The organism is Serratia sp. TMDUHS_CL, assembly GCF_037137105.1.
GTDB lineage: Bacteria > Pseudomonadota > Gammaproteobacteria > Enterobacterales > Enterobacteriaceae > Serratia > Serratia nevei.
This window is the reverse complement of the sequence record NZ_JBBBDV010000002.1, coordinates 575,643-596,484: the sequence shown is the minus strand read 5'-3', so window position 1 is coordinate 596,484 and position 20,842 is coordinate 575,643. Positions and strand designations below refer to the sequence as shown.

The 20,842-nt window shown below is 60.9% G+C and carries 18 protein-coding genes and 1 pseudogene; 18 read left to right on the top strand and 1 reads right to left on the bottom strand.

What is annotated here, in order from left to right:
* Nucleotides 1–5 precede the first annotated feature (5 nt).
* The 10 genes and pseudogenes from phrB (at nucleotide 6) to nei (ending at nucleotide 8,982) form a co-directional block, all read left to right on the top strand.
* Nucleotides 6–1,436, top strand: coding sequence for a deoxyribodipyrimidine photo-lyase (gene phrB, locus WCL58_RS06640; RefSeq protein ID WP_336850759.1), 1,431 nt, complete (start codon nucleotides 6–8; stop codon nucleotides 1,434–1,436).
* Between the two features lie 22 nt (nucleotides 1,437–1,458).
* Nucleotides 1,459–2,439, top strand: a complete 981-nt coding sequence (locus tag WCL58_RS06635; RefSeq protein ID WP_048232933.1) for an MBL fold metallo-hydrolase — start codon at nucleotides 1,459–1,461, stop codon at nucleotides 2,437–2,439.
* 18 nt (nucleotides 2,440–2,457) lie between these two features.
* On the top strand, nucleotides 2,458–3,201 hold the full coding sequence (locus WCL58_RS06630) for a type 2 GTP cyclohydrolase I (RefSeq protein ID WP_025301873.1): 744 nt from the start codon (nucleotides 2,458–2,460) through the stop codon (nucleotides 3,199–3,201).
* A gap of 159 nt (nucleotides 3,202–3,360) precedes the next feature.
* Nucleotides 3,361–4,017 (top strand): 5-oxoprolinase subunit PxpB, encoded by a 657-nt coding sequence (gene pxpB, locus WCL58_RS06625; protein WP_004939909.1) that lies wholly within the window; start codon nucleotides 3,361–3,363, stop codon nucleotides 4,015–4,017.
* Nucleotides 4,011–4,943 (top strand): 5-oxoprolinase subunit PxpC, encoded by a 933-nt coding sequence (pxpC, locus tag WCL58_RS06620; protein ID WP_060440510.1) that lies wholly within the window; start codon nucleotides 4,011–4,013, stop codon nucleotides 4,941–4,943. Before pxpB ends, pxpC begins: the two co-directional genes overlap by 7 nt.
* Nucleotides 4,933–5,673, top strand: coding sequence for a 5-oxoprolinase subunit PxpA (gene pxpA, locus WCL58_RS06615; RefSeq protein WP_060423628.1), 741 nt, complete (start codon nucleotides 4,933–4,935; stop codon nucleotides 5,671–5,673). The genes pxpC and pxpA overlap by 11 nt, the downstream gene beginning before the upstream one ends.
* A 62-nt stretch (nucleotides 5,674–5,735) precedes the next feature.
* Nucleotides 5,736–6,467: a DUF969 domain-containing protein gene (locus tag WCL58_RS06610; RefSeq protein WP_016928734.1), complete on the top strand. Its 732-nt coding sequence runs from the start codon at nucleotides 5,736–5,738 to the stop codon at nucleotides 6,465–6,467.
* Nucleotides 6,464–7,483: a DUF979 domain-containing protein gene (locus tag WCL58_RS06605; protein ID WP_016928733.1), complete on the top strand. Its 1,020-nt coding sequence runs from the start codon at nucleotides 6,464–6,466 to the stop codon at nucleotides 7,481–7,483. Before WCL58_RS06610 ends, WCL58_RS06605 begins: the two co-directional genes overlap by 4 nt.
* Nucleotides 7,484–7,557: 74 nt before the next feature.
* Nucleotides 7,558–8,137 (top strand): annotated as a pseudogene (gene pcp / locus WCL58_RS06600) (pyroglutamyl-peptidase I).
* 53 nt (nucleotides 8,138–8,190) lie between these two features.
* Entirely contained in the window at nucleotides 8,191–8,982 is a 792-nt protein-coding gene (nei, locus tag WCL58_RS06595; protein WP_060440508.1) for an endonuclease VIII, read from the top strand.
* Between the two features lie 57 nt (nucleotides 8,983–9,039).
* Here the strand turns inward: nei and WCL58_RS06590 are convergent, their stop codons facing one another.
* Nucleotides 9,040–10,332 (bottom strand): citrate synthase, encoded by a 1,293-nt coding sequence (locus tag WCL58_RS06590; RefSeq protein WP_016928730.1) that lies wholly within the window; start codon nucleotides 10,330–10,332, stop codon nucleotides 9,040–9,042.
* Between the two features lie 730 nt (nucleotides 10,333–11,062).
* On the opposite strand from WCL58_RS06590, the gene sdhC reads away from it, so the two are divergent.
* The 8 genes from sdhC (at nucleotide 11,063) to sucD (ending at nucleotide 20,819) form a co-directional block, all read left to right on the top strand.
* On the top strand, nucleotides 11,063–11,452 hold the full coding sequence (sdhC, locus tag WCL58_RS06585; protein WP_004939893.1) for a succinate dehydrogenase cytochrome b556 subunit: 390 nt from the start codon (nucleotides 11,063–11,065) through the stop codon (nucleotides 11,450–11,452).
* A complete protein-coding gene (sdhD, locus tag WCL58_RS06580) occupies nucleotides 11,446–11,793 on the top strand; it encodes a succinate dehydrogenase membrane anchor subunit (protein WP_004939891.1) in 348 nt (115 codons plus the stop codon). Before sdhC ends, sdhD begins: the two co-directional genes overlap by 7 nt.
* Complete coding sequence (gene sdhA, locus WCL58_RS06575; protein ID WP_060423638.1) at nucleotides 11,794–13,560, top strand: succinate dehydrogenase flavoprotein subunit; 1,767 nt, start codon at nucleotides 11,794–11,796, stop codon at nucleotides 13,558–13,560.
* Between the two features lie 16 nt (nucleotides 13,561–13,576).
* The gene (locus WCL58_RS06570; protein WP_004939885.1) at nucleotides 13,577–14,293 is read left to right on the top strand and encodes a succinate dehydrogenase iron-sulfur subunit; all 717 of its coding nucleotides are present in this window, start codon (nucleotides 13,577–13,579) and stop codon (nucleotides 14,291–14,293) included.
* Nucleotides 14,294–14,568: 275 nt separating this feature from the next.
* On the top strand, nucleotides 14,569–17,376 hold the full coding sequence (gene sucA, locus WCL58_RS06565) for a 2-oxoglutarate dehydrogenase E1 component (RefSeq protein ID WP_004939884.1): 2,808 nt from the start codon (nucleotides 14,569–14,571) through the stop codon (nucleotides 17,374–17,376).
* A 64-nt stretch (nucleotides 17,377–17,440) separates the two neighbouring features.
* The gene (odhB, locus tag WCL58_RS06560) at nucleotides 17,441–18,658 is read left to right on the top strand and encodes a 2-oxoglutarate dehydrogenase complex dihydrolipoyllysine-residue succinyltransferase (RefSeq protein ID WP_033637469.1); all 1,218 of its coding nucleotides are present in this window, start codon (nucleotides 17,441–17,443) and stop codon (nucleotides 18,656–18,658) included.
* 122 nt (nucleotides 18,659–18,780) lie between these two features.
* Nucleotides 18,781–19,947 carry an ADP-forming succinate--CoA ligase subunit beta gene (sucC, locus tag WCL58_RS06555; protein WP_025301883.1) on the top strand — a complete coding sequence of 389 codons (1,167 nt, stop codon included), beginning with the start codon at nucleotides 18,781–18,783 and terminating at the stop codon, nucleotides 19,945–19,947.
* A complete protein-coding gene (gene sucD, locus WCL58_RS06550; protein WP_004939878.1) occupies nucleotides 19,947–20,819 on the top strand; it encodes a succinate--CoA ligase subunit alpha in 873 nt (290 codons plus the stop codon). Before sucC ends, sucD begins: the two co-directional genes overlap by 1 nt.
* Nucleotides 20,820–20,842: the final 23 nt, after the last annotated feature.

The window sequence follows — 20,842 nt, the reverse complement described above, 5'->3', positions numbered from 1 at the left end:
GTTTTATGACCACGCATCTGGTCTGGTTGCGTAACGATCTGCGTATCACCGACAACAACGCGCTGCACGCCGCCTGCAGCGATCCCGAAGCCCGGGTGCTGGCGGTGTTTATCGCCACGCCGCAGCAGTGGCGGCAACATGAGATGGCGCCGCGGCAGGCGGCGCTGATCCACGCCAGCCTGCAGGCGGTGCAGCAGGCGCTGGCGCACAAGGGCATTGCGCTGCATTGCCATTCCTGTGCGGACTTTGCCGCGTCGATCGACTGGCTGGCGGACTATTGCGAGCGGGAGCAGGTGGATGCGCTGTTTTACAATCGCCAGTACGAACTGAACGAACGGCGGCGCGATGCGCGGCTGGAACAGCGGTTGAGTGGCCGGGTGAGGTGCCACGGTTTCGATGACAGCCTGCTGTTGCCGCCGGGCAGCGTGCTCACCGGCGGCGGAGAGATGTACAAGGTCTATACGCCGTTTCGCAACGCCTTTCTTCAACGCCTGACCGAGTCCGACGTGAGTTGCCTGCCGGCGCCGAAGATCCGCGCCGGCGGTGCGTTACCCATGCCTGAGGCGCCGGCGGCGTTCGATTATCCCACGGCAGACATCGGGGATGGCTATCCCGTTGGTGAGGAGGCCGCGTTGCAGCGGCTGCGCGCTTTTTGCCGCGAGCAGGTGCAGGATTACCTCCGGCAGCGCGATCTGCCGGCCCTCGCCGGCACCAGTAGCCTGTCGCCCTATCTGGCGATCGGCGTGCTGTCGCCGCGCCAGTGCTTCAATCGCCTGCGCGCCGAATGCCCGCAGCTGCTGGAAGATCGCGAAAGCGGTGCCTTCGCCTGGCTCAACGAGCTGATTTGGCGCGAGTTCTATCGCCATCTGCTGGTGGCCTATCCCGATCTGTGCCGCCATCGGCCGTTTATCGCCTGGACGGACAAGGTGCGCTGGTGCGATGACAAGGCGAAGCTGCAGGCTTGGCAGCGGGGCGAGACCGGCTACCCGATCGTCGATGCCGCCATGCGCCAGTTGAACGCCACCGGCTGGATGCACAACCGGCTGCGCATGATCAGCGCCAGTTTTCTGGTGAAGGATCTGCTGATCGACTGGCGCGCCGGGGAGCGCTATTTCATGTCGCAACTGCTGGATGGGGATCTGGCGGCCAACAACGGCGGCTGGCAGTGGGCGGCCTCCACCGGCACCGACGCCGCTCCGTATTTCCGCATCTTCAACCCGACGACTCAGGGTGAACGTTTTGATCCACAAGGCACTTTTATCCGTAAATGGTTGCCGGAACTGGCGGATGTGCCCGACAATGACATCCATCACCCCCATCGCTGGGCGGAAAAGCAGCGATGCACGCTGAACTACCCGCTGCCGATCGTCGACCATAAGCAAGCCCGGCTGGAGACGCTGGCGGCGTTCGAGGCGGCAAAACGGGGAGAGTCTTGAGGCAACTGCAAGGAGCGACGCAATGATGAAAAAGGTGCTGGCCCTGTGCCTGAGCGGCTATTCGGCGCTGGCGATCGCCGGCTTTGACGTGGTGGCGCTCGGCGTCGACGGCGGCGTCAGCGACGGCAATCTGACCTCCTACCTGATCCGCAGCGACAATCAGCCGCGGTATGTGGCGCTGGACGCCGGTTCGCTGCTGCCGGGCATCGCCAAAGGGTTGGAGAAGGGCAGCTTCCCGCAGGTGACGCCCGAGCTGGCCGCGCCTTACACGCCGCAGGGCTATGTGTTCCGGCAGTTGATCGGCAGCTACTTTATCAGCCACGGCCACCTGGACCACGTGGCGGGGCTGATCGTCGGCTCACCCGAGGACAATAAAAAAACCGTTTACGCCCAGGCGGACACCGTACTGACCCTGCGTAATCACTACTTCAACTGGAAGGCGTGGCCGAACTTTACCGACGCCGGCAACGGCTCGCGGCTGGGCACCTACCGGCTGCAAACGGTGCGGCCGCAGCAGCGGTTTACCCTCGGCCTGACCGGATTGACCGGCGTGATGTACCCGCTCAGCCACGATCGCTATCCGTCGTCGATGCTGCTGATTTCCAACGGCAGCGAGTTCTTCGCCTACTTCGGCGATACCGGGCCGGATAAGGTCGAGCAGTCGCGCGATCTCGATACCGTCTGGCGCGCGCTGGGGCCGCTTGTCGAGCAGAAGAAGCTCAAGGGCATGATTATCGAAACCTCTTACCCTAACGGGGTGGAGGATAAACATCTGTACGGCCATTTGACGCCGGCCTGGCTGCTGAAGGAGCTGAAGAACCTGACACAGTACAGCGGCGGCGATGGCTCGCTGAACGGTTTGCCGGTGGTGATCAGCCACATCAAGCCCAGCCTGAAGCAGGGCGAAGACACGCGCGCCGCCATTGCGCAACAGCTGGCGCAGGGCAACGATCTGGGCGTGAAATTTATCCTGATGGCGCAGGGCGACCGGCAGACATTTTGACTATGAAGAGAGAAGAGAATGCGTAACCTCGATCTGGAACAACTGATCAACACGGAACTGAACGCCGCGGCGTTTCAGGACTACGCCCCCAACGGATTGCAGGTAGAAGGCCGCCCGCACGTGCAGCGCATCGTGACCGGCGTCACCGCCTGTCAGGCGCTGCTGGACGCTGCGGTGGCGCATCAGGCCGACGCGATTATCGTGCACCACGGCTATTTCTGGAAAAACGAGGCGCCGGCGGTGCGCGGCATGAAGCGCAACCGCCTGAAAACGCTGCTGACCCACGACATCAACCTGTACGGCTACCATCTGCCGCTGGACGCGCATCCGGTGCTGGGCAACAACGCGCAGCTGGCGCAGGCGCTGGGCATTCGGGTGATTGGCGACGTCGAGCCGCTGGTGCCGCACGGCGAATTTGAACAGCCGCTGACCGGCGAAGCGCTGCAGCAGCGTATCGAAAGCCGGCTGGGGCGTGCGGTGCTGCACTGCGGCGATAACGCGCCTGAGCACATTCGCCGGGTGGCCTGGTGCACCGGTGGCGGCCAGGGCTTTATCGACAGCGCGGCGCGCTTCGGCGTCGATGCGTTCATCAGCGGTGAAGTGTCTGAGCAGACCATTCACAGCGCGCGCGAAATGGGCGTGCATTTCTTCGCCGCCGGCCACCACGCCACCGAGCGCGGCGGCGTGAAGGCGTTGGGCGACTGGCTGGCGCAGCACCACGGCTTTGATGTGACCTTTATCGATATCCCGAATCCCGCCTGATTTTTTTCTTCCCCGGATCCAGCCCGGCCTGTGCGCCGGCTGAATCCTTTTACCGCGCTATTTCCTTATTTTCCTTATGGTTGCGTTCTATTGACAGCCGGGGCCGCGTCACGCATAACTGGTGTGTTTTTCATCGCGATAATAATAAGGAGAATAAGGGTGCAACAAGCACGTTATTACCTGTTGGGTGAAAGAGCGGTAGTGCTTGAACTGTCGCCGCCGGTGACCTTACCGAGCCAGCAGCGCATCTGGGCGCTGGCGGAAAAGCTGAATCACCACCCCGACGTGCGGGAAGTGGTGCCGGGGATGAATAACCTGACGCTGTTGCTGCATACGCCGCAGGCCGACGCTGAAGCGATGCTCGCGCTGCTGCAGCAAGGTTGGGAAAGCAAAGAGAGCCTGACGCCGGAATCGCGCCAGGTGGATATTCCGGTGGTCTACGGCGGGGAGCAAGGCCCCGATCTGGATGAAGTGGCGCGCCATACCGGCATGACGCCGCGGCAGGTGGTGGAATGCCACGCGGCGGCGGCCTACGTGGTCTATTTCCTCGGCTTTCAGCCGGGTTTCTCCTATTTGGGCGGTATGCCGGAACAACTGGCGACGCCGCGCCGCGCTGAGCCGCGTCTGGCGGTGGCGGCCGGCTCCGTCGGCATCGGCGGCGGCCAGACCGGCATCTATCCGCTGGTGACGCCCGGCGGCTGGCAGCTGATTGGCCGCACGCCGCTGGCGCTGTTCAATCCGCATGAAATGCCGCCGACGCTGCTGCGCCCGGGCGATAACGTGCGCTTCGTGCCGCAGAAGGAGGGCGTATGCTGATTATTCTGCGTGCCGGCATCTATACCACGGTGCAGGATTTGGGCCGCGAGGGATTCCGCCGCCTGGGCATCAGCACCGGCGGGGCGCTGGATCAACCGGCGTTGAAGATCGCCAACCTGTTGGTGGGCAATGCGCCTGAGGCCGCCGGGCTGGAGATCACCCTCGGCCAGTTCAGCGCCGAGTTTACCCGCCCTGGCTGGATCGCCCTGACCGGCGCCGGCTGCGACGCGCAGCTGGACGGCAAGCCGCTGTGGACCGGCTGGCGCTACCCGGTGAAAAAGGGGCAGCGGCTGGCGCTGGGCACGCCGAAACGCGGCATGCGCAGCTACCTGGCGATCTCGGGCGGCATCGCCGTGCCGGAAATGCTGGGCTCGTGCAGCACCGACATGAAAGCCGCCTTTGGCGGCCACGAAGGCCGTAACCTGAAGGACGGCGATCGGCTGCCGCTGGGCAAATCCACCGCGCTGCCGCAACACCGCTGCGGCGTGAAACAGCTGCTGTTCACCAACCGCATCCGCGCGCTGCCGGGGCCGGAGTACGCCGAATTCAGCGAAGAGGCGCAGGACACGTTCTGGCGCACCGCCTGGCAGCTCAGCCCGCAGAGCAACCGCATGGGCTACCGCCTGCACGGCGGCACGCCGCTGGAGCGCACCACCGACCGCGAGATGCTGTCGCACGGCCTGCTGCCCGGTGTGGTGCAGGTGCCGCACAACGGCCAGCCGATCGTGCTGATGGCCGATGCGCAAACCACCGGCGGTTACCCGCGTATCGCCTGCGTGATCGAGGCCGATCTCTACCACTTGGCGCAGATCCGTCTCGGCGAACCGATCCACTTCGTTCTCTGCTCACTGACGGAGGCGCAGCGCGCCAAAGCCGAGCAGGATCTCTTCCTTCGACAGATTGCCTGGGGGTTACATGATCGTTGATTTGAACGCCGATCTCGGCGAAGGCTGCGCCAACGACCAGGCGCTGTTGCAATTGGTGAGTTCGGCCAACATCGCCTGCGGCTTTCACGCCGGCGATGCGCAGACCATGCGTCAGTCGGTGCGCTGGGCATTGCAGTACGGCGTGGCGATCGGCGCTCACCCGAGTTTTCCCGATCGGGAGAACTTCGGCCGCACCCGCATGCAGCTGCCGCCGGAAACGGTCTACGCGCAGGTGGTGTATCAGCTCGGGGCGCTGGCGGCCATCGCCCGTGCCGAGGGCGGGGTGATGGTGCACGTTAAGCCGCACGGCATGCTGTACAACCAGGCGGCGGTTGAGCCGGCGCTGGCGGAAGCGATCGCCCGGGCGGTGCAGGCGGTCGATCCGGCGCTGCGGCTGGTGGGGCTGGCCGGCAGCGAGCTGATCCGCGCTGGGGAACAACTCGGTCTGACCACCCGGCAGGAGGTATTCGCCGATCGCGGCTATCAGGCCGACGGCACGCTGGTGCCGCGCGGTTTGCCGGGGGCGCTGATCGACGATGACGAACAGGCACTGGCGCAAACGCTGGAGATGGTGCGCCATCACCGGGTGCGCAGCGTGGATGGCGTCTGGACCGCCGTTCAGGCGGAAACCGTCTGCCTGCATGGGGACGGCGAGCATGCGCTGGCGTATGCGCGCAAGCTGCGGGACAGTTTTGTTCAGCAGGGCATCCGCGTCAGCGCGGAGCAATAAAGCAATAAAGCAAGACACAACATCACAAGCAAAAAACTATTAGAAAATATCGAGGGAAGACTATGGAACAGGCCGTGAATCTCTGGCCACTGATCGGCATCGCCGCCATCGTGGTCGGATTTGTATTGCGTTTCAACCCGGTGCTGGTGGTGATCGCCGCCGGCATCATCACCGGTTTGGCGGCGCTGATGCCGCTGGACGTCATTCTGGAAAAGCTCGGCGAGGGCTTTCTCAACACCCGTAACCTGCCGCTGATCCTGCTGCTGCCGCTGGCGGTGATCGGCCTGCTGGAGCGCCACGGGCTGAAAGAGCGTGCGCAGGCGTGGATCGCCAAGATCAAAAGCGCCACCGCCGGCCGTTTGCTGATCGTATACCTGTTCGTGCGCGAGATTACCGCGGCGATGGGGCTGACCAGCCTGGGCGGGCATCCGCAAATGGTGCGGCCGCTGCTGGCGCCGATGGCGGAAGGGGCAACGGAAAACCGCTACGGCGAGCTGCCGGAGCGCACCCGCCACCGTCTGCGCGCCATGTCGGCCGCGACCGACAACGTCGGGCTGTTCTTCGGCGAAGATATCTTCGTCGCCTTCGGCGCGATCATCTTCATGCACAACTTTATGCTGGAGTCCGGCGGCATTCAGACCGAGCCGTTGCATATCGCGCTGTGGGGCATTCCGACCGCGATTTTCGCTTTCCTGATCCACGCGTTCCGGCTGTATCGGATGGATAAGCAGCTGAGCGCCGAGCTGGCGCAGCTGAATCAGGCGGCGCTGCAGGCGAAGGGGGAGGCACGATGAACTTCCAGCAACAATATCTCTACTGGCTGGCCGGCGCGGTGCTGCTGATTGTGGCGGTGATGTCCTTCCGCGATCGCGCCAACCCGCGCCGCATCACCACCGGGCTGTTTTGGGGGCTGTACGGCCTGGTGTTCCTGGTCGGCGACTGGACTTACCGCCTGCTGGGCGACGTGCTGGGCGAAGGCAGCAACGAGAAACGCATGCTGCATATCATCGTTGGCGGGGTGGTGGTGGTGATGGCCCTGATTGCCGGCTTTGGCGGTGTGCGCCTCGGCAGCTATCATCAGCGGACGCCGCAGGAGCGCGAGGCCAGCGCCAAGCGCCTGGGCAACAAGCTGTTTATCCCCGCTCTGGCGATCCCGGTGGTGACGGTGATCGGCGTGCTGCTGTTCAACAACGTGCCGGCGTTGCAAAGCGCGGTGTTCGGCAGCGGTAACCACGCGACGCTGATCACCCTGTTCTCGATGACCGTCGGCTGCCTGATTGGCCTGGCGATCGCGGTGAAAATGACCCATGAGAAGGCCCTGCAGCCGATACAGGAAGCGCGGCGCCTGCTGGATTCGATCGGCTGGGCGTTCATTTTGCCGCAGATCCTCGCCACGCTGGGGCTGCTGTTTACCGTCGCCGGCGTCGGCACCGCGATCTCGCATTTGACCCAGGAGTATCTGGCGGTCGATAACCGCTTTATCGCCGTGGCAGTCTACGCTATCGGTATGGCGGTGCTGACCATGGTGATGGGCAACGCCTTCGCCGCTTTCCCGATCGTTACCGCCGGCATCGGCATTCCGATCCTGGTGTTGCAGCACGGCGGCAACCCGGCGGTGATGGCGGCGATCGGCATGTTCTCCGGCTATTGCGGCACCCTGATGACGCCGATGGCGGCGAACTTCAACATCGTGCCGGCGGCGCTGCTGGAGCTGCCGGACAAGAATGCGGTGATCAAGGCGCAGGTGCCGACCGGTGTGCTGCTGCTGTTGGTTAACGTGTTCCTGCTGTATTTCCTGATGTTCCTGTAGGAGTAAGGATGCAAAAAGTATTGATTACCGGCTTTGAGCCGTTTGGCGGCGAGCGCCTCAACCCCTCCTGGGAAGTGGTGAAGCAGCTCAATGATATGGAGCTGGTCGGCACACGCATCGTGGCGCGCCAGCTGCCGTGCGTGTTCGGCGCGGCGCTGGAGGCGCTCAATGCGGCGATCGACGAGGTGCAGCCGGTGATGGTGTTGGCTATCGGCCAGGCCGGCGGCCGCACCGATATCACGATTGAGCGGGTGGCGATCAACGTCGACGATGCGCGCATTTCCCGACAATCAGGGGCAACAGCCAGTGGACGAGCCGATCGTCGCCGGCGGTCCGGCGGCCTATTTCAGCACCTTGCCGATTAAAGCGATGGTCAGTTCGATGCGCGAGGCCGGCATTCCGGCCGCCGTTTCGCAGACTGCCGGCACCTACGTGTGCAACCATGTCATGTATGGGCTGCTGCACCGTTTGAGCGGCCAGCGCGAGGTCAAGGGCGGGTTTATCCATATCCCGTACCTGCCGGAACAGGCGGCGGCGCACCCCGGTGCGCCGAGCATGGCGGCCTCGACGGTGCTGTTTGCATTGGAGCTGGCCGTTTCCATCGCTTTGCAGGTGGAGCACGATCTGAAAGTGGTGGGCGGCGCGACGCATTAATCATGTCATCCCCGGCGCATCGGGCTGCGCCGGGTCTACGCAAGGAGTGGTCTATGCCGGAAGGACCGGAGATTCGCCGGGCGGCGGACAAACTGGCGGCGGCGGTGATCGATCAGCCGCTGACCGCCGTCGATTTCGCTTTTCCCCAGCTGAAACACTATCGCCAGCGTCTGCTCGGCGAGCGCATCGTCGCCATTGAGCCGCGCGGCAAGGCGCTGCTGACCCATTTCTCCAATGGGCTGACGATGTACAGCCACAACCAGCTGTATGGCGTGTGGAAAGTGGCGGCGGCAGGGGAGACGCCGGAGACCAAGCGCGATCTGCGGGTGCGGCTGGAAACCGCCCACAGCGCGATATTGCTTTACAGCGCCTCCGACATTACCGTCGGGCCGCGCGAGGAAATAGAGCAACACCCGTTTTTGCAACGCATCGGCCCCGACGTGTTGGACATGTCGCTGACGGTAGACGATGTGGCGGAGCGGTTGCTGACGCCGCGTTTTCGCCGCAGGCAGCTGGGGGGCATGCTGCTCGACCAGGCGTTTCTCGCCGGATTGGGCAATTATCTGCGCGCCGAAATCCTGTGGCAGGCCGAACTGGCGCCGCAGCATAAACCGCAGGATCTGACGCCAGAGGCGCTGCGCCACCTGGCGGAGGCATTGCTGGCAGTGCCGCGCCTTTCCTACCAGACGCGAGGGCAGGCGGATGACAACCGGCATCACGGCGCGCTGTTTCGCTTCAAGGTGTTTCATCGCAGCGGCGAGCCCTGCGAACGCTGCGGTGGGATGATCGTGCGTACCGAACTGTCGTCGCGGCCGTTTTATTGGTGCCCGGGCTGCCAGAAATAACCAAAAAAAACGCCGCCCGAAGGGGCGGCGCTGTGCGGTTTCAGCCAGGAAAGCGGCTTACTTGTTTTTCAGCTGGGATTTGAAATCGCGTTCGGCATAGCCGGTGTACAGCTGACGCGGACGGGCAATTTTGATGCCTTCGTCGTGCATTTCGTTCCAGTGGGCGATCCAGCCGATGGTGCGCGCGATGGCGAAGATCACGGTGAACATGGAAGAAGGAATACCCATCGCCTTCAGGATGATGCCGGAGTAGAAGTCGACGTTCGGGTACAGTTTCTTCTCGATGAAGTACGGGTCGTTCAGCGCGATGTGTTCCAGCTCCATCGCGACCTGCAGCAGGTTGTCGTCTTTCTTGTTCAGCTCTTTCAGCACTTCGTGACAGGTTTCGCGCATCACGGTAGCGCGCGGATCGTAGTTCTTGTACACGCGGTGGCCGAAGCCCATCAGGCGGAAGGAGTCGTTCTTGTCCTTGGCGCGCTTGATGAATTCTGGAATGTGCTCGACAGTCTTGATCTCTTCCAGCATTTTCAGCGCCGCTTCGTTGGCGCCGCCGTGCGCCGGTCCCCACAGGGAGGCGATACCGGCCGCGATGCAGGCGAACGGGTTGGCGCCGGAAGAGCCGGCGGTGCGCACGGTAGAGGTAGAGGCGTTCTGCTCATGGTCGGCGTGCAGGATCAGAATGCGGTCCATGGCGCGTTCCAGCACCGGGTTCACCACGTACTCTTCGCACGGGGTGGCGAACATCATGTGCAGGAAGTTGCCGGCATAGGACAGATCGTTGCGCGGGTAAACGAACGGCTGGCCCAGGGAATATTTGTAGCACATCGCGGCCACGGTCGGCATTTTAGACAGCAGGCGGAACGCGGTGATTTCACGGTGACGCTCGTTGTTGACGTCCAGCGCATCGTGGTAGAACGCCGCCAGCGCGCCGGTCACGCCGCACAGCACCGCCATCGGGTGCGAGTCGCGACGGAAACCACGGAACAGATGGGTGATCTGGTCGTGGATCATGGTGTGGCGGGTGACGGTGGTCTTGAAGGTCTCGAACTCTTCCGGCGTTGGGGTCTCGCCGTACAGCAGGATGTAGCACACTTCCAGGTAGGAAGATTCTTTCGCCAGCTGCTCGATAGGGAAGCCGCGGTGCAGCAGCACGCCTTTGTCGCCGTCGATGAAGGTAATCTTGGATTCGCAAGAAGCGGTGGAGGTAAAGCCGGGATCAAATGTGAAATAACCTTTGGAACCCAGAGCGCGGACATCGAGGACATCAGGGCCCAGTGTCGGTGTCAATACGCCCAGTTCGATCGGAGCTTCGCTGTCGTTAATGGTTAGCGTCGCTTTCTTATCAGTCATTTACTGTCTCCTTAGCGCCTTATTTTAAAAACCACTAACAACTGAAATACCTTAAATCTCTGCAGGTTGCCCGCAAAAAAATGGTGCGGACGCTAACTCTGTGAGCGACTGCGCAACTGTGCGCGGGTAGGGTACAGAGTGCTGACCAGGCGAACGAGACGGGTGACCAGTTGTTAACGATTCATAGTAATTCGTTATAGTCTGTTAATCTTACCTATGAGCTGTTCGAAGAGATGTGAACCTATCCCAATAATCTGTTTTTATTTGCTTTATTTGCTTTTTGACGCCGGCAAAATCGAGCGGGAAACAACGGCTATTGGGATAGGTTCGTCAAATACACTGTTGCATAACTCGAACCCGGGGGGAAGTGTATCTGCTGACCCATAGCGCATCATAGGACCGTTTGTGCCCCTATATGTAATGGAAATGTTGATCTCTTGTCAAATCAGATAATTAATTTTGCACTAATTGTGAAATCCGTGATCTGAATCACTGTTCGGGGGAAATGTTATCAAAGCGGTTGTATGAGAATTGTAATCAGAATGTGATCCTCCTATACTGCCGCCAGGTCTCCGGATTACCCTGAAGTAGGAGCACCCAGCGTTATAAATGCGCGCCGTTTGAGCACAGAGGATGTTGATGTTTGAGCGCGTGACGTGTAAGGGTTTTAGGCTCTTAACGCTGTCTGATCCCCGCCCAGGCCCGGAGGAAGGAAAATAATAAGAGCTGTGTGGGCAAATACGTGAAAAAACAACGACCTGTCAACTTGGATCTGCAAACGATCCGGTTCCCCGTAACTGCGATAGCGTCTATCTTACACCGAGTCTCTGGCGTAATTACCTTCGTTGCCGTGGGTATCCTCCTCTGGCTGCTGGGCCTGTCACTCTCTTCCCAAGAGGGGTTCCTGCAGGCGGCCGCCATCATGAATAGCTTCATCGTCAAATTCATATTCTGGGGCATCCTCACGGCGCTGGCCTATCACATTTGCGGTGGCATCCGTCACTTGTTAATGGATTTTGGCTACATCGAAGAGAGTTTGGCCGCCGGTACCCGTTCCGCCCAGGTGGCGATCGGTCTGACCGTCGTGCTGTCAGTTCTGGCTGGAGTCCTCGTATGGTAAACAACGTTTCTGCATTAGGGCGCAACGGCGTGCACGATTGGCTGCTGCTGCGCGCTTCCGCTATCATCATCACCCTGTACGTCCTGTATATCCTGGGCTTCTTCGTCACGGCTCCGGAACTGACTTATGACATCTGGCGCGGTTTCTTCGCCACTTCCATTACGAAAGTGTTCACTCTGCTGACCTTGCTGTCGATTCTGGTGCACGCCTGGATCGGGCTGTGGCAGGTGCTGACGGACTACGTCAAGCCGCTGGCGGTTCGCCTGGTGTTGCAGCTGGCTGTCGTGGTCGCGTTGCTGGTCTATTTACTGTACGGAACAATCGTAGTGTGGGGTGCTTAAATGAAACTGCCAGTCAGAGAGTTTGATGCCGTCGTAATCGGCGCCGGCGGTGCGGGCATGCGTGCCGCGCTGCAAATTTCCCAAGCGGGCTCGACCTGTGCCCTGCTGTCCAAAGTTTTCCCGACCCGTTCCCATACCGTGTCCGCACAGGGCGGCATCACCGTCGCGCTGGGCAACAGCCACGAGGACAACTGGGAATGGCATATGTACGACACGGTGAAAGGTTCCGACTATATCGGTGACCAGGACGCCATCGAATATATGTGTAAAACCGGCCCGGAAGCGATTCTGGAACTGGAACACATGGGCCTGCCGTTCTCTCGTCTGGACGACGGCCGCATCTACCAGCGCCCGTTCGGCGGCCAGTCGCTGAACTTCGGCGGCGAGCAGGCGGCGCGTACCGCAGCCGCAGCCGACCGTACCGGCCACGCGCTGCTGCACACCCTGTACCAACAGAACCTGAAAAACCACACCACCATCTTCTCCGAGTGGTATGCGCTTGATCTGGTGAAAAACCAGGACGGCGCGGTGGTCGGCACCACGGCTATCTGCATCGAAACCGGTGAAGTGGTTTACTTCAAAGCCAAGGCCACCGTGCTGGCGACCGGCGGCGCAGGCCGTATTTATCAGTCCACCACCAACGCCCACATCAACACCGGCGACGGTGTCGGCATGGCGCTGCGCGCCGGCGTGCCGGTGCAGGACATGGAAATGTGGCAGTTCCACCCGACCGGCATCGCCGGCGCGGGCGTGCTGGTGACCGAAGGCTGCCGCGGCGAAGGCGGTTACCTGCTGAACAAACACGGCGAGCGCTTCATGGAGCGTTATGCGCCGAACGCCAAAGATCTGGCGGGCCGCGACGTGGTTGCCCGTTCGATCATGATCGAAATCCGCGAAGGCCGCGGCTGCGACGGCCCTTGGGGCCCGCACGCCAAGCTGAAGCTGGATCATCTGGGTAAAGACGTGCTGGAATCCCGTCTGCCGGGCATTCTGGAACTGTCCCGCACCTTTGCGCACGTCGATCCGGTGAAAGAGCCGATCCCGGTTATCCCAACCTGCCACTATATGATGGGCGGCATTCCGACCAAAGTGACCGGCCAGGCATTGACCGTGAACGAGAAAGGTGAAGACGTGGTGATCCCGGGGCTGTTCGCCGTGGGCGAAATCGCCTGCGTATCGGTGCACGGCGCCAACCGCTTGGGCGGCAATTCGCTGCTCGACCTGGTGGTGTTCGGCCGTTCCGCCGGCATGCACCTGCAGGAATCGCTGGAAGAGCAGGGCGTGAGCCGTGACGCCAGCGACTCCGACGTGGAAGCCTCGCTGGATCGTCTGAACCGTTGGAACAACACCCGCTCCGGCGAAGACCCGGTCGAAATTCGCAAAGCGCTGCAGTCTTGTATGCAGCACAACTTCTCGGTATTCCGCGAAGGCGATGCGATGGCCAAGGGTCTGGAAGAACTGAAAGTGATCCGTGAACGTCTGAAGAACGCACGCCTGGACGATACCTCCAGCGAGTTCAACACCCAGCGCATCGAGTGCCTGGAGTTGGATAACCTGATGGAGACCGCGTATTCCACCGCCGTGTCGGCCAACTTCCGTACCGAGAGCCGTGGCGCACACAGCCGCTTCGACTACCCGGAACGCGATGACGCCAACTGGCTGTGCCATTCGCTGTATCTGCCGCAATCGGAAAGCATGACGCGTCGTGAAGTGAACATGCAACCGAAGCTGCGCCCGGCATTCCCGCCGAAAGTGCGTTCTTACTAATTGCGGAGATCGACAGATGAAACTCGAATTTTCCATTTATCGCTACAACCCGGATGTCGATGACGCGCCGCACATGCAGGACTACACCCTGGAAGCGGAAGAAGGTCGCGACATGATGCTGCTGGATGCGTTGATCCAGCTGAAAGAAAAAGACCCGACCCTGTCGTTCCGTCGCTCATGCCGCGAAGGCGTGTGCGGTTCCGATGGCCTGAACATGAACGGTAAAAACGGCCTGGCGTGCATCACCCCGATTTCGTCGCTGCGCAAAGGCAACGGCAAGATCGTGATCCGTCCGCTGCCGGGCCTGCCGGTGGTGCGCGATCTGGTGGTGGATATGGGCCAGTTCTACACCCAGTATGAAAAGATCAAGCCATACCTGCTGAACGACGGCAAGAACCCGCCGGCGCGCGAGCACCTGCAGTCGCCGGAGCAGCGCGCCAAGCTGGACGGTCTGTACGAGTGCATTCTGTGCGCCTGCTGCTCGACCTCTTGCCCATCGTTCTGGTGGAACCCGGACAAGTTCATCGGGCCTGCCGGTCTGTTGGCGGCGTATCGCTTCCTGATCGACAGCCGTGACACGGAAACGCAAGAACGTTTAGATGATCTGGACGACGCTTTTAGTGTTTTCCGCTGCCATAGCATTATGAATTGTGTCAGTGTATGTCCTAAAGGCTTGAACCCGACGCGTGCTATCGGGCATATCAAGTCCATGCTGCTGCAACGCGGCGCATAAACGGAATGAGATGCTGCGCCGGGCTCTTTTCCGGCGCACATCCCATAGGGGAGGGAACCTCTAAAAACTGACCCGCGGCTGCGGCGCTATGCGGCCTGGTTCTTCCGCCGGTTTTTAGAGGTTCCTTGTAAGGGACCGCAAGGTCCATAACAGAACGTATCGGGCCGTCATGGCCGCAAGTACGTCGAGTGAACCGTTTTACGGCAAACCGTATTCATCACGGTAATTATGTTAACCACGGCGAAAACTAAAGCTTCAAAGCTTAAGGGATCATGATGCAGAACGGCGCAATGAAGGCCTGGCTGGATTCCTCCTATCTGGCGGGCGCGAACCAGTCTTACATAGAGCAGCTCTATGAAGACTTCTTAACCGATCCGGGTTCCGTTGAAGATAGCTGGCGTTCCATTTTTCAACAGCTACCAACCGCGGGTGTCAAACCCGATCAGCTTCACTCTCAAACGCGCGATTACTTCCGCCGCCTGGCGAAAGACTCCGCGCGCTATAACACCACCATCACCGATCCGGAAACCGACGCCAAACAGGTCAAGGTACTGCAGCTGATCAACGCCTTCCGCTTCCGCGGGCATCAGCATGCCAACCTCGATCCGCTCGGCCTGTGGCAGCGCGAGCAAGTTCCTGACCTTGATCCCGCTTACCACAACCTGACCGAAGCCGATTTCCAGGAAACCTTCAACGTGGGCTCTTTCGCCATCGGCAAAGAAACCATGAAGCTGGGCGATCTGTACGCCGCGCTGAAGCAGACCTATTGCGGGTCGATCGGCGCTGAGTACATGCACATCACCAACACCGAAGAGAAACGCTGGATCCAACAGCGCATCGAGTCGGTGGTGGGGCGCGCCAGCTTTACCGCCGACGAAAAACGCCGTTTCCTGAACGAGCTGACCGCGGCGGAAGGCCTGGAACGTTACCTGGGCGCCAAATTCCCGGGCGCTAAACGCTTCTCGCTGGAAGGCGGCGACGCGCTGGTGCCGATGCTGAAAGAGATGGTGCGCCACGCCGGTAAGAACGGCACGCGCGAAGTGGTGTTGGGCATGGCCCACCGCGGCCGTCTGAACGTGCTGATCAACGTGCTGGGCAAAAAGCCGGCCGATCTGTTCGACGAATTCGCCGGCAAGCATAAAGAACACCTCGGTACCGGTGACGTGAAATATCACCAGGGCTTCTCCTCCGACGTGGAAACCGAAGGCGGCATGGTTCACCTGGCGCTGGCGTTCAACCCGTCGCACCTGGAGATCGTCAGCCCGGTGGTCATGGGCTCGGTTCGCGCCCGTCGCGATCGTCTGGATGAAGCGCGCAGCAACATGGTGCTGCCGATCACCATCCACGGCGATGCCGCCATCACCGGCCAGGGCGTGGTTCAGGAAACCCTGAACATGTCTCAGGCTCGCGGCTACGAAGTGGGCGGCACCGTGCGTATCGTCATCAACAACCAGGTTGGTTTCACCACCTCCAACCCGCTGGATGCGCGCTCTACCGAATACTGCACCGACATCGCCAAAATGGTTCAGTCGCCGATCTTCCACGTTAACGCGGACGATCCGGAGGCCGTGGCCTTTGTCACCCGCCTGGCGTTGGATTTCCGTAACACCTTTAAGCGTGACGTGATGATCGATCTGGTCTGCTACCGTCGCCATGGGCACAACGAGGCCGACGAGCCGAGCGCCACCCAGCCGGTGATGTATCAGAAGATCAAGAAACACCCTACGCCGCGCAAAATCTACGCTGACGTTCTGACCGAGCAGAAAGTGGCCAGCCTGGAAGATGCCACGGAAATGGTCAACCTGTACCGCGACGCGCTCGACCGCGGCGATTGCGTGGTTGAAGAGTGGCGTCCGATGAACCTGCACTCTTTCACCTGGTCTCCGTACCTGAACCACGAGTGGGACGAAGAGTACCCGAGCAAGGTTGAGATGAAGCGCCTGCAGGAGCTGGGCCGCCGCATCAGCACCGTGCCGGAAGCGATCGAAATGCAGTCGCGCGTGGCGAAAATCTACGCGGACCGCGCCGAGATGGCGGCGGGCAACAAGCCGTTCGACTGGGGCGCCGCCGAAACGCTGGCCTACGCCACCATGGCGGATGAAGGCATTCCAATCCGCATCTCCGGCGAAGACGCCGGCCGCGGTACCTTCTTCCACCGCCACGCGGTGGTGCACAACCAGAAAAACGGTTCCGTCTACGTTCCGCTGGCGAACATCCACAGCGGCCAGGGCGAATTCAAGGTCTGGGACTCCGTGCTGTCCGAAGAAGCGGTGCTGGCGTTCGAATACGGCTACGCGACGGCGGAACCGCGCACGCTGACCATCTGGGAAGCGCAGTTCGGCGACTTCGCCAACGGCGCGCAGGTCGTTATCGACCAGTTCATCAGCTCCGGCGAGCAAAAATGGGGCCGTATGTGCGGCCTGGTGATGCTGCTGCCGCACGGCTATGAAGGCCAGGGCCCAGAGCACTCTTCCGCGCGTCTGGAACGCTATCTGCAGCTGTGCGCAGAGCAGAACATGCAGGTGTGCGTCCCGTCCACGCCGGCGCAGGTTTACCATATGCTGCGTCGTCAGGCGCTGCGCGGTATGCGCCGTCCGCTGGTGGTGATGTCGCCGAAGTCGCTGCTGCGTCACCCGCTGGCGATTTCTTCGCTGGACGAACTGGCCAACGGCACCTTCCTGCCGGCGATCGGCGAGATCGACGACTTGGATCCGAAAGCGGTCAAGCGCGTCGTGCTGTGCTCCGGTAAGGTCTACTACGACCTGCTGGAACAGCGTCGCAAGAACGAGCAGAAAGACGTGGCCATCGTGCGTATCGAGCAGCTGTATCCGTTCCCGCATCAGGCCGTGCAGGCCGTGCTGGAACAATACTCGCACGTGCATGATTTCGTCTGGTGTCAGGAAGAGCCGCTGAACCAGGGCGCCTGGTACTGCAGCCAACACAACTTCCGTGAAGTGGTACCGTTCGGGGCTTCTTTACGTTACGCAGGACGTCCGGCCTCCGCTTCTCCGGCGGTGGGCTATATGTCCGTACACCAGAAGCAGCAGCAGGCTCTGGTGAACGACGCGCTGAATATTGACTAATGTTCGCTCGCTTGCCGGCCGAGGGGCCGGCAAGCAGATGATAAAAAACTTAAGGGAAAGCTAAATGAGTAGCGTAGATATTCTGGTTCCTGACCTTCCTGAATCGGTTGCCGATGCGACCGTAGCCACCTGGCACAAAAAACCGGGCGACAGCGTGCAGCGTGATGAAGTCCTGGTTGAAATCGAAACCGACAAAGTCGTGTTGGAAGTGCCGGCCAGTGAAGCGGGCATTCTCGATGCTATCGTGGAAGAAGAGGGCGCGACCGTGCTGTCTCGCCAGCTGCTCGGCCGCATCCGTCCGGGCGACAGCTCCGGCAAGCCGACCGCTGAGAAGAGCCAAGAGAAAGAAGCCACGCCTGCCCAGCGCGCTACCGCGAGCCTGGAAGAAGAAAGCAATGACGCGCTCAGCCCGGCGATTCGTCGCCTGATCGCCGAACACGATCTCGATGCCGGCGCCATCAAGGGCACCGGCGTGGGTGGCCGCATCACGCGTGAAGACGTGGAAGCGCACCTGGCCAAAGGCGGCGCCGCTGCCAAACCGGCCGCCGCCGCTGAAGCCGCACCGCAGCCTGCTCTGGCCGGCCGCAGCGAAAAACGCGTGCCGATGACCCGCCTGCGCAAACGCGTCGCCGAGCGTCTGCTGGAAGCGAAGAACAGCACCGCGATGCTGACCACCTTCAACGAAATCAACATGCAGCCGATCATGGACCTGCGCAAGCAGTACGGCGAAGCCTTCGAGAAGCGCCACGGCGTGCGTCTGGGCTTCATGTCCTTCTACATCAAGGCGGTGGTTGAAGCGCTGAAGCGTTTCCCGGAAGTGAACGCGTCGATCGACGGTTCCGACGTGGTTTACCACAACTACTTCGACATCAGCATCGCGGTTTCGACCCCGCGCGGCCTGGTGACGCCGGTACTGCGCGATGTAGACGCCATGAGCATGGCTGACATCGAGAAGAAAATCAAAGAGCTGGCCGTTAAGGGCCGCGACGGCAAACTGACCGTGGAAGAGCTGACCGGCGGTAACTTCACCATTACCAACGGCGGCGTATTCGGCTCCCTGATGTCCACCCCGATCATTAACCCGCCGCAGAGCGCCATCCTGGGCATGCACGCCATCAAAGATCGCCCAATGGCGGTCAATGGTCAGGTGGTGATCCAGCCGATGATGTATCTGGCGCTGTCTTATGACCACCGCCTGATCGACGGTAAAGAATCCGTCGGTTATCTGGTGACGGTCAAAGAGATGCTGGAAGATCCGGCTCGTCTGCTGCTGGACGTCTAGTAACCCTTGCCGGGCGCGGCATGCCGCGCCCGCACTCTGTGCTATGTGGCCGGAAAACCATGCGGTTTACCGCGTAATAATGGTCCGGCTAAAAACCTTCAGAACTGAATGGATAGAACATCATGAATTTACACGAATATCAGGCAAAACAGCTGTTTGCTCGGTATGGCATGCCGGCACCAACCGGTTACGCCTGTACCACTCCGCGTGAAGCAGAAGAAGCCGCATCCAAAATCGGCTCCGGCCCGTGGGTGGTGAAATGTCAGGTTCATGCTGGCGGCCGCGGTAAAGCGGGCGGCGTTAAAGTCGTCAACAGCAAAGAAGATATCCGTGCTTTCGCGGAAGCCTGGTTGGGCAAGCGTCTGGTGACTTACCAGACTGACGCGCTGGGCCAGCCGGTTCACCAGATCCTGGTAGAAGCGGCGACCGACATCGATAAAGAGCTGTACCTGGGCGCGGTAGTGGATCGTTCTACCCGTCGCGTGGTGTTCATGGCGTCTACCGAAGGCGGCGTGGAAATCGAGAAGGTGGCGGAAGAAACCCCTGAACTGATCCACAAAATGACCATCGATCCGCTGGCGGGTCCACAGCCTTATCAGGGCCGTGAGCTGGCCTTCAAACTGGGCCTGACCGGTAAGCAAGTCAGCCAGTTCGCCAAGATCTTCATGGGTCTGGCGACGTTGTTCCTGGAGCGCGACCTGGCGATGGTTGAGATCAACCCGCTGGTGATCACCAAGCAGGGCGATCTGGTGTGCCTGGACGGTAAACTGGGCGCCGACGGCAACGCCCTGTTCCGTCAGCCTGAACTGCGTGAAATGCGTGACCCTTCCCAGGAAGACGAGCGCGAATCCCGTGCGGCTCAGTGGGAACTGAACTACGTTGCCCTCGACGGCAACATCGGCTGCATGGTTAACGGCGCCGGTCTGGCGATGGGTACCATGGACATCGTTAAACTGCACGGCGGCGAACCGGCCAACTTCCTGGACGTAGGCGGCGGCGCGACCAAAGAGCGCGTGACCGAAGCGTTCAAAATCATCCTGTCCGACGACAAGGTGAAAGCGGTTCTGGTTAACATCTTCGGTGGTATCGTACGTTGCGATCTGATCGCCGACGGCATCATCGGCGCAGTGGCCGAAGTGGGCGTTAACGTCCCGGTCGTAGTGCGCCTGGAAGGGAACAACGCCGAACTGGGCGCCAAGAAACTGGCGGACAGCGGCCTGAATATCATTGCTGCGACCAGCCTGACTGATGCGGCTCAGCAAGTTGTTGCAGCAGTGGAGGGTAAATAATGTCCATTTTAATCGATAAGAACACCAAAGTAATTTGCCAGGGCTTCACCGGTAGCCAGGGGACTTTCCACTCCGAACAAGCTATCGCTTACGGCACCAAAATGGTTGGCGGCGTAACCCCGGGCAAAGGCGGCACTCAGCACCTGGGCCTGCCGGTGTTCAACACCGTGCGCGAAGCGGTTGAAGCGACCGGTGCGACGGCCTCGGTCATCTACGTTCCAGCGCCTTTCTGCAAAGACTCCATCCTGGAAGCGATCGATGCCGGCATCAAACTGATCATCACCATCACCGAAGGCATCCCGACCCTGGACATGCTGACCGTGAAAGTGAAGCTGGACGAAGCCGGCGTGCGCATGATCGGGCCGAACTGCCCTGGCGTGATCACCCCAGGCGAGTGCAAAATCGGCATCATGCCTGGCCACATCCACCTGCCGGGCAAAGTGGGCATCGTTTCCCGCTCCGGTACCCTGACCTATGAAGCGGTGAAACAAACCACCGATGCCGGTCTGGGCCAGTCTACCTGCGTGGGCATCGGCGGCGACCCGATCCCGGGCTCCAACTTCATCGATATCCTGAAGATGTTCCAGCAGGATCCGCAGACCGAAGCGATCGTGATGATCGGTGAGATCGGCGGTAGCGCTGAAGAAGAAGCGGCAGCTTACATCAAAGAACACGTCACCAAACCGGTTGTCGGCTACATCGCCGGCGTGACTGCGCCGAAAGGCAAGCGTATGGGCCACGCGGGCGCCATCATCGCAGGCGGCAAAGGCACGGCGGACGAGAAGTTTGCTGCGCTGGAAGCGGCGGGCGTGAAAACCGTTCGCAGCCTGGCAGACATCGGCGACGCGGTAAAAGCGGTGCTGAAGCGCTAAGAATTTAGTACGAAATAACAATA

What these genes read in the sequence shown, in the direction of transcription:
- phrB (WP_336850759.1), top strand. Translation starts at nt 6, where the DNA reads ATGACCACGCATCTGGTCTGGTTGCGTAACGATCTGCGTATCACCGAC.
- WCL58_RS06635 (WP_048232933.1), top strand. Translation starts at nt 1,459, where the DNA reads ATGATGAAAAAGGTGCTGGCCCTGTGCCTGAGCGGCTATTCGGCGCTG.
- WCL58_RS06630 (WP_025301873.1), top strand. Translation starts at nt 2,458, where the DNA reads ATGCGTAACCTCGATCTGGAACAACTGATCAACACGGAACTGAACGCC.
- pxpC (WP_060440510.1), top strand. Translation starts at nt 4,011, where the DNA reads ATGCTGATTATTCTGCGTGCCGGCATCTATACCACGGTGCAGGATTTG.
- pxpA (WP_060423628.1), top strand. Translation starts at nt 4,933, where the DNA reads ATGATCGTTGATTTGAACGCCGATCTCGGCGAAGGCTGCGCCAACGAC.
- WCL58_RS06610 (WP_016928734.1), top strand. Translation starts at nt 5,736, where the DNA reads ATGGAACAGGCCGTGAATCTCTGGCCACTGATCGGCATCGCCGCCATC.
- WCL58_RS06605 (WP_016928733.1), top strand. Translation starts at nt 6,464, where the DNA reads ATGAACTTCCAGCAACAATATCTCTACTGGCTGGCCGGCGCGGTGCTG.
- nei (WP_060440508.1), top strand. Translation starts at nt 8,191, where the DNA reads ATGCCGGAAGGACCGGAGATTCGCCGGGCGGCGGACAAACTGGCGGCG.
- WCL58_RS06590 (WP_016928730.1), bottom strand. Translation starts at nt 10,332, where the DNA reads ATGACTGATAAGAAAGCGACGCTAACCATTAACGACAGCGAAGCTCCG.
- sdhD (WP_004939891.1), top strand. Translation starts at nt 11,446, where the DNA reads ATGGTAAACAACGTTTCTGCATTAGGGCGCAACGGCGTGCACGATTGG.
- sdhA (WP_060423638.1), top strand. Translation starts at nt 11,794, where the DNA reads ATGAAACTGCCAGTCAGAGAGTTTGATGCCGTCGTAATCGGCGCCGGC.
- WCL58_RS06570 (WP_004939885.1), top strand. Translation starts at nt 13,577, where the DNA reads ATGAAACTCGAATTTTCCATTTATCGCTACAACCCGGATGTCGATGAC.
- sucA (WP_004939884.1), top strand. Translation starts at nt 14,569, where the DNA reads ATGCAGAACGGCGCAATGAAGGCCTGGCTGGATTCCTCCTATCTGGCG.
- odhB (WP_033637469.1), top strand. Translation starts at nt 17,441, where the DNA reads ATGAGTAGCGTAGATATTCTGGTTCCTGACCTTCCTGAATCGGTTGCC.
- sucC (WP_025301883.1), top strand. Translation starts at nt 18,781, where the DNA reads ATGAATTTACACGAATATCAGGCAAAACAGCTGTTTGCTCGGTATGGC.
- sucD (WP_004939878.1), top strand. Translation starts at nt 19,947, where the DNA reads ATGTCCATTTTAATCGATAAGAACACCAAAGTAATTTGCCAGGGCTTC.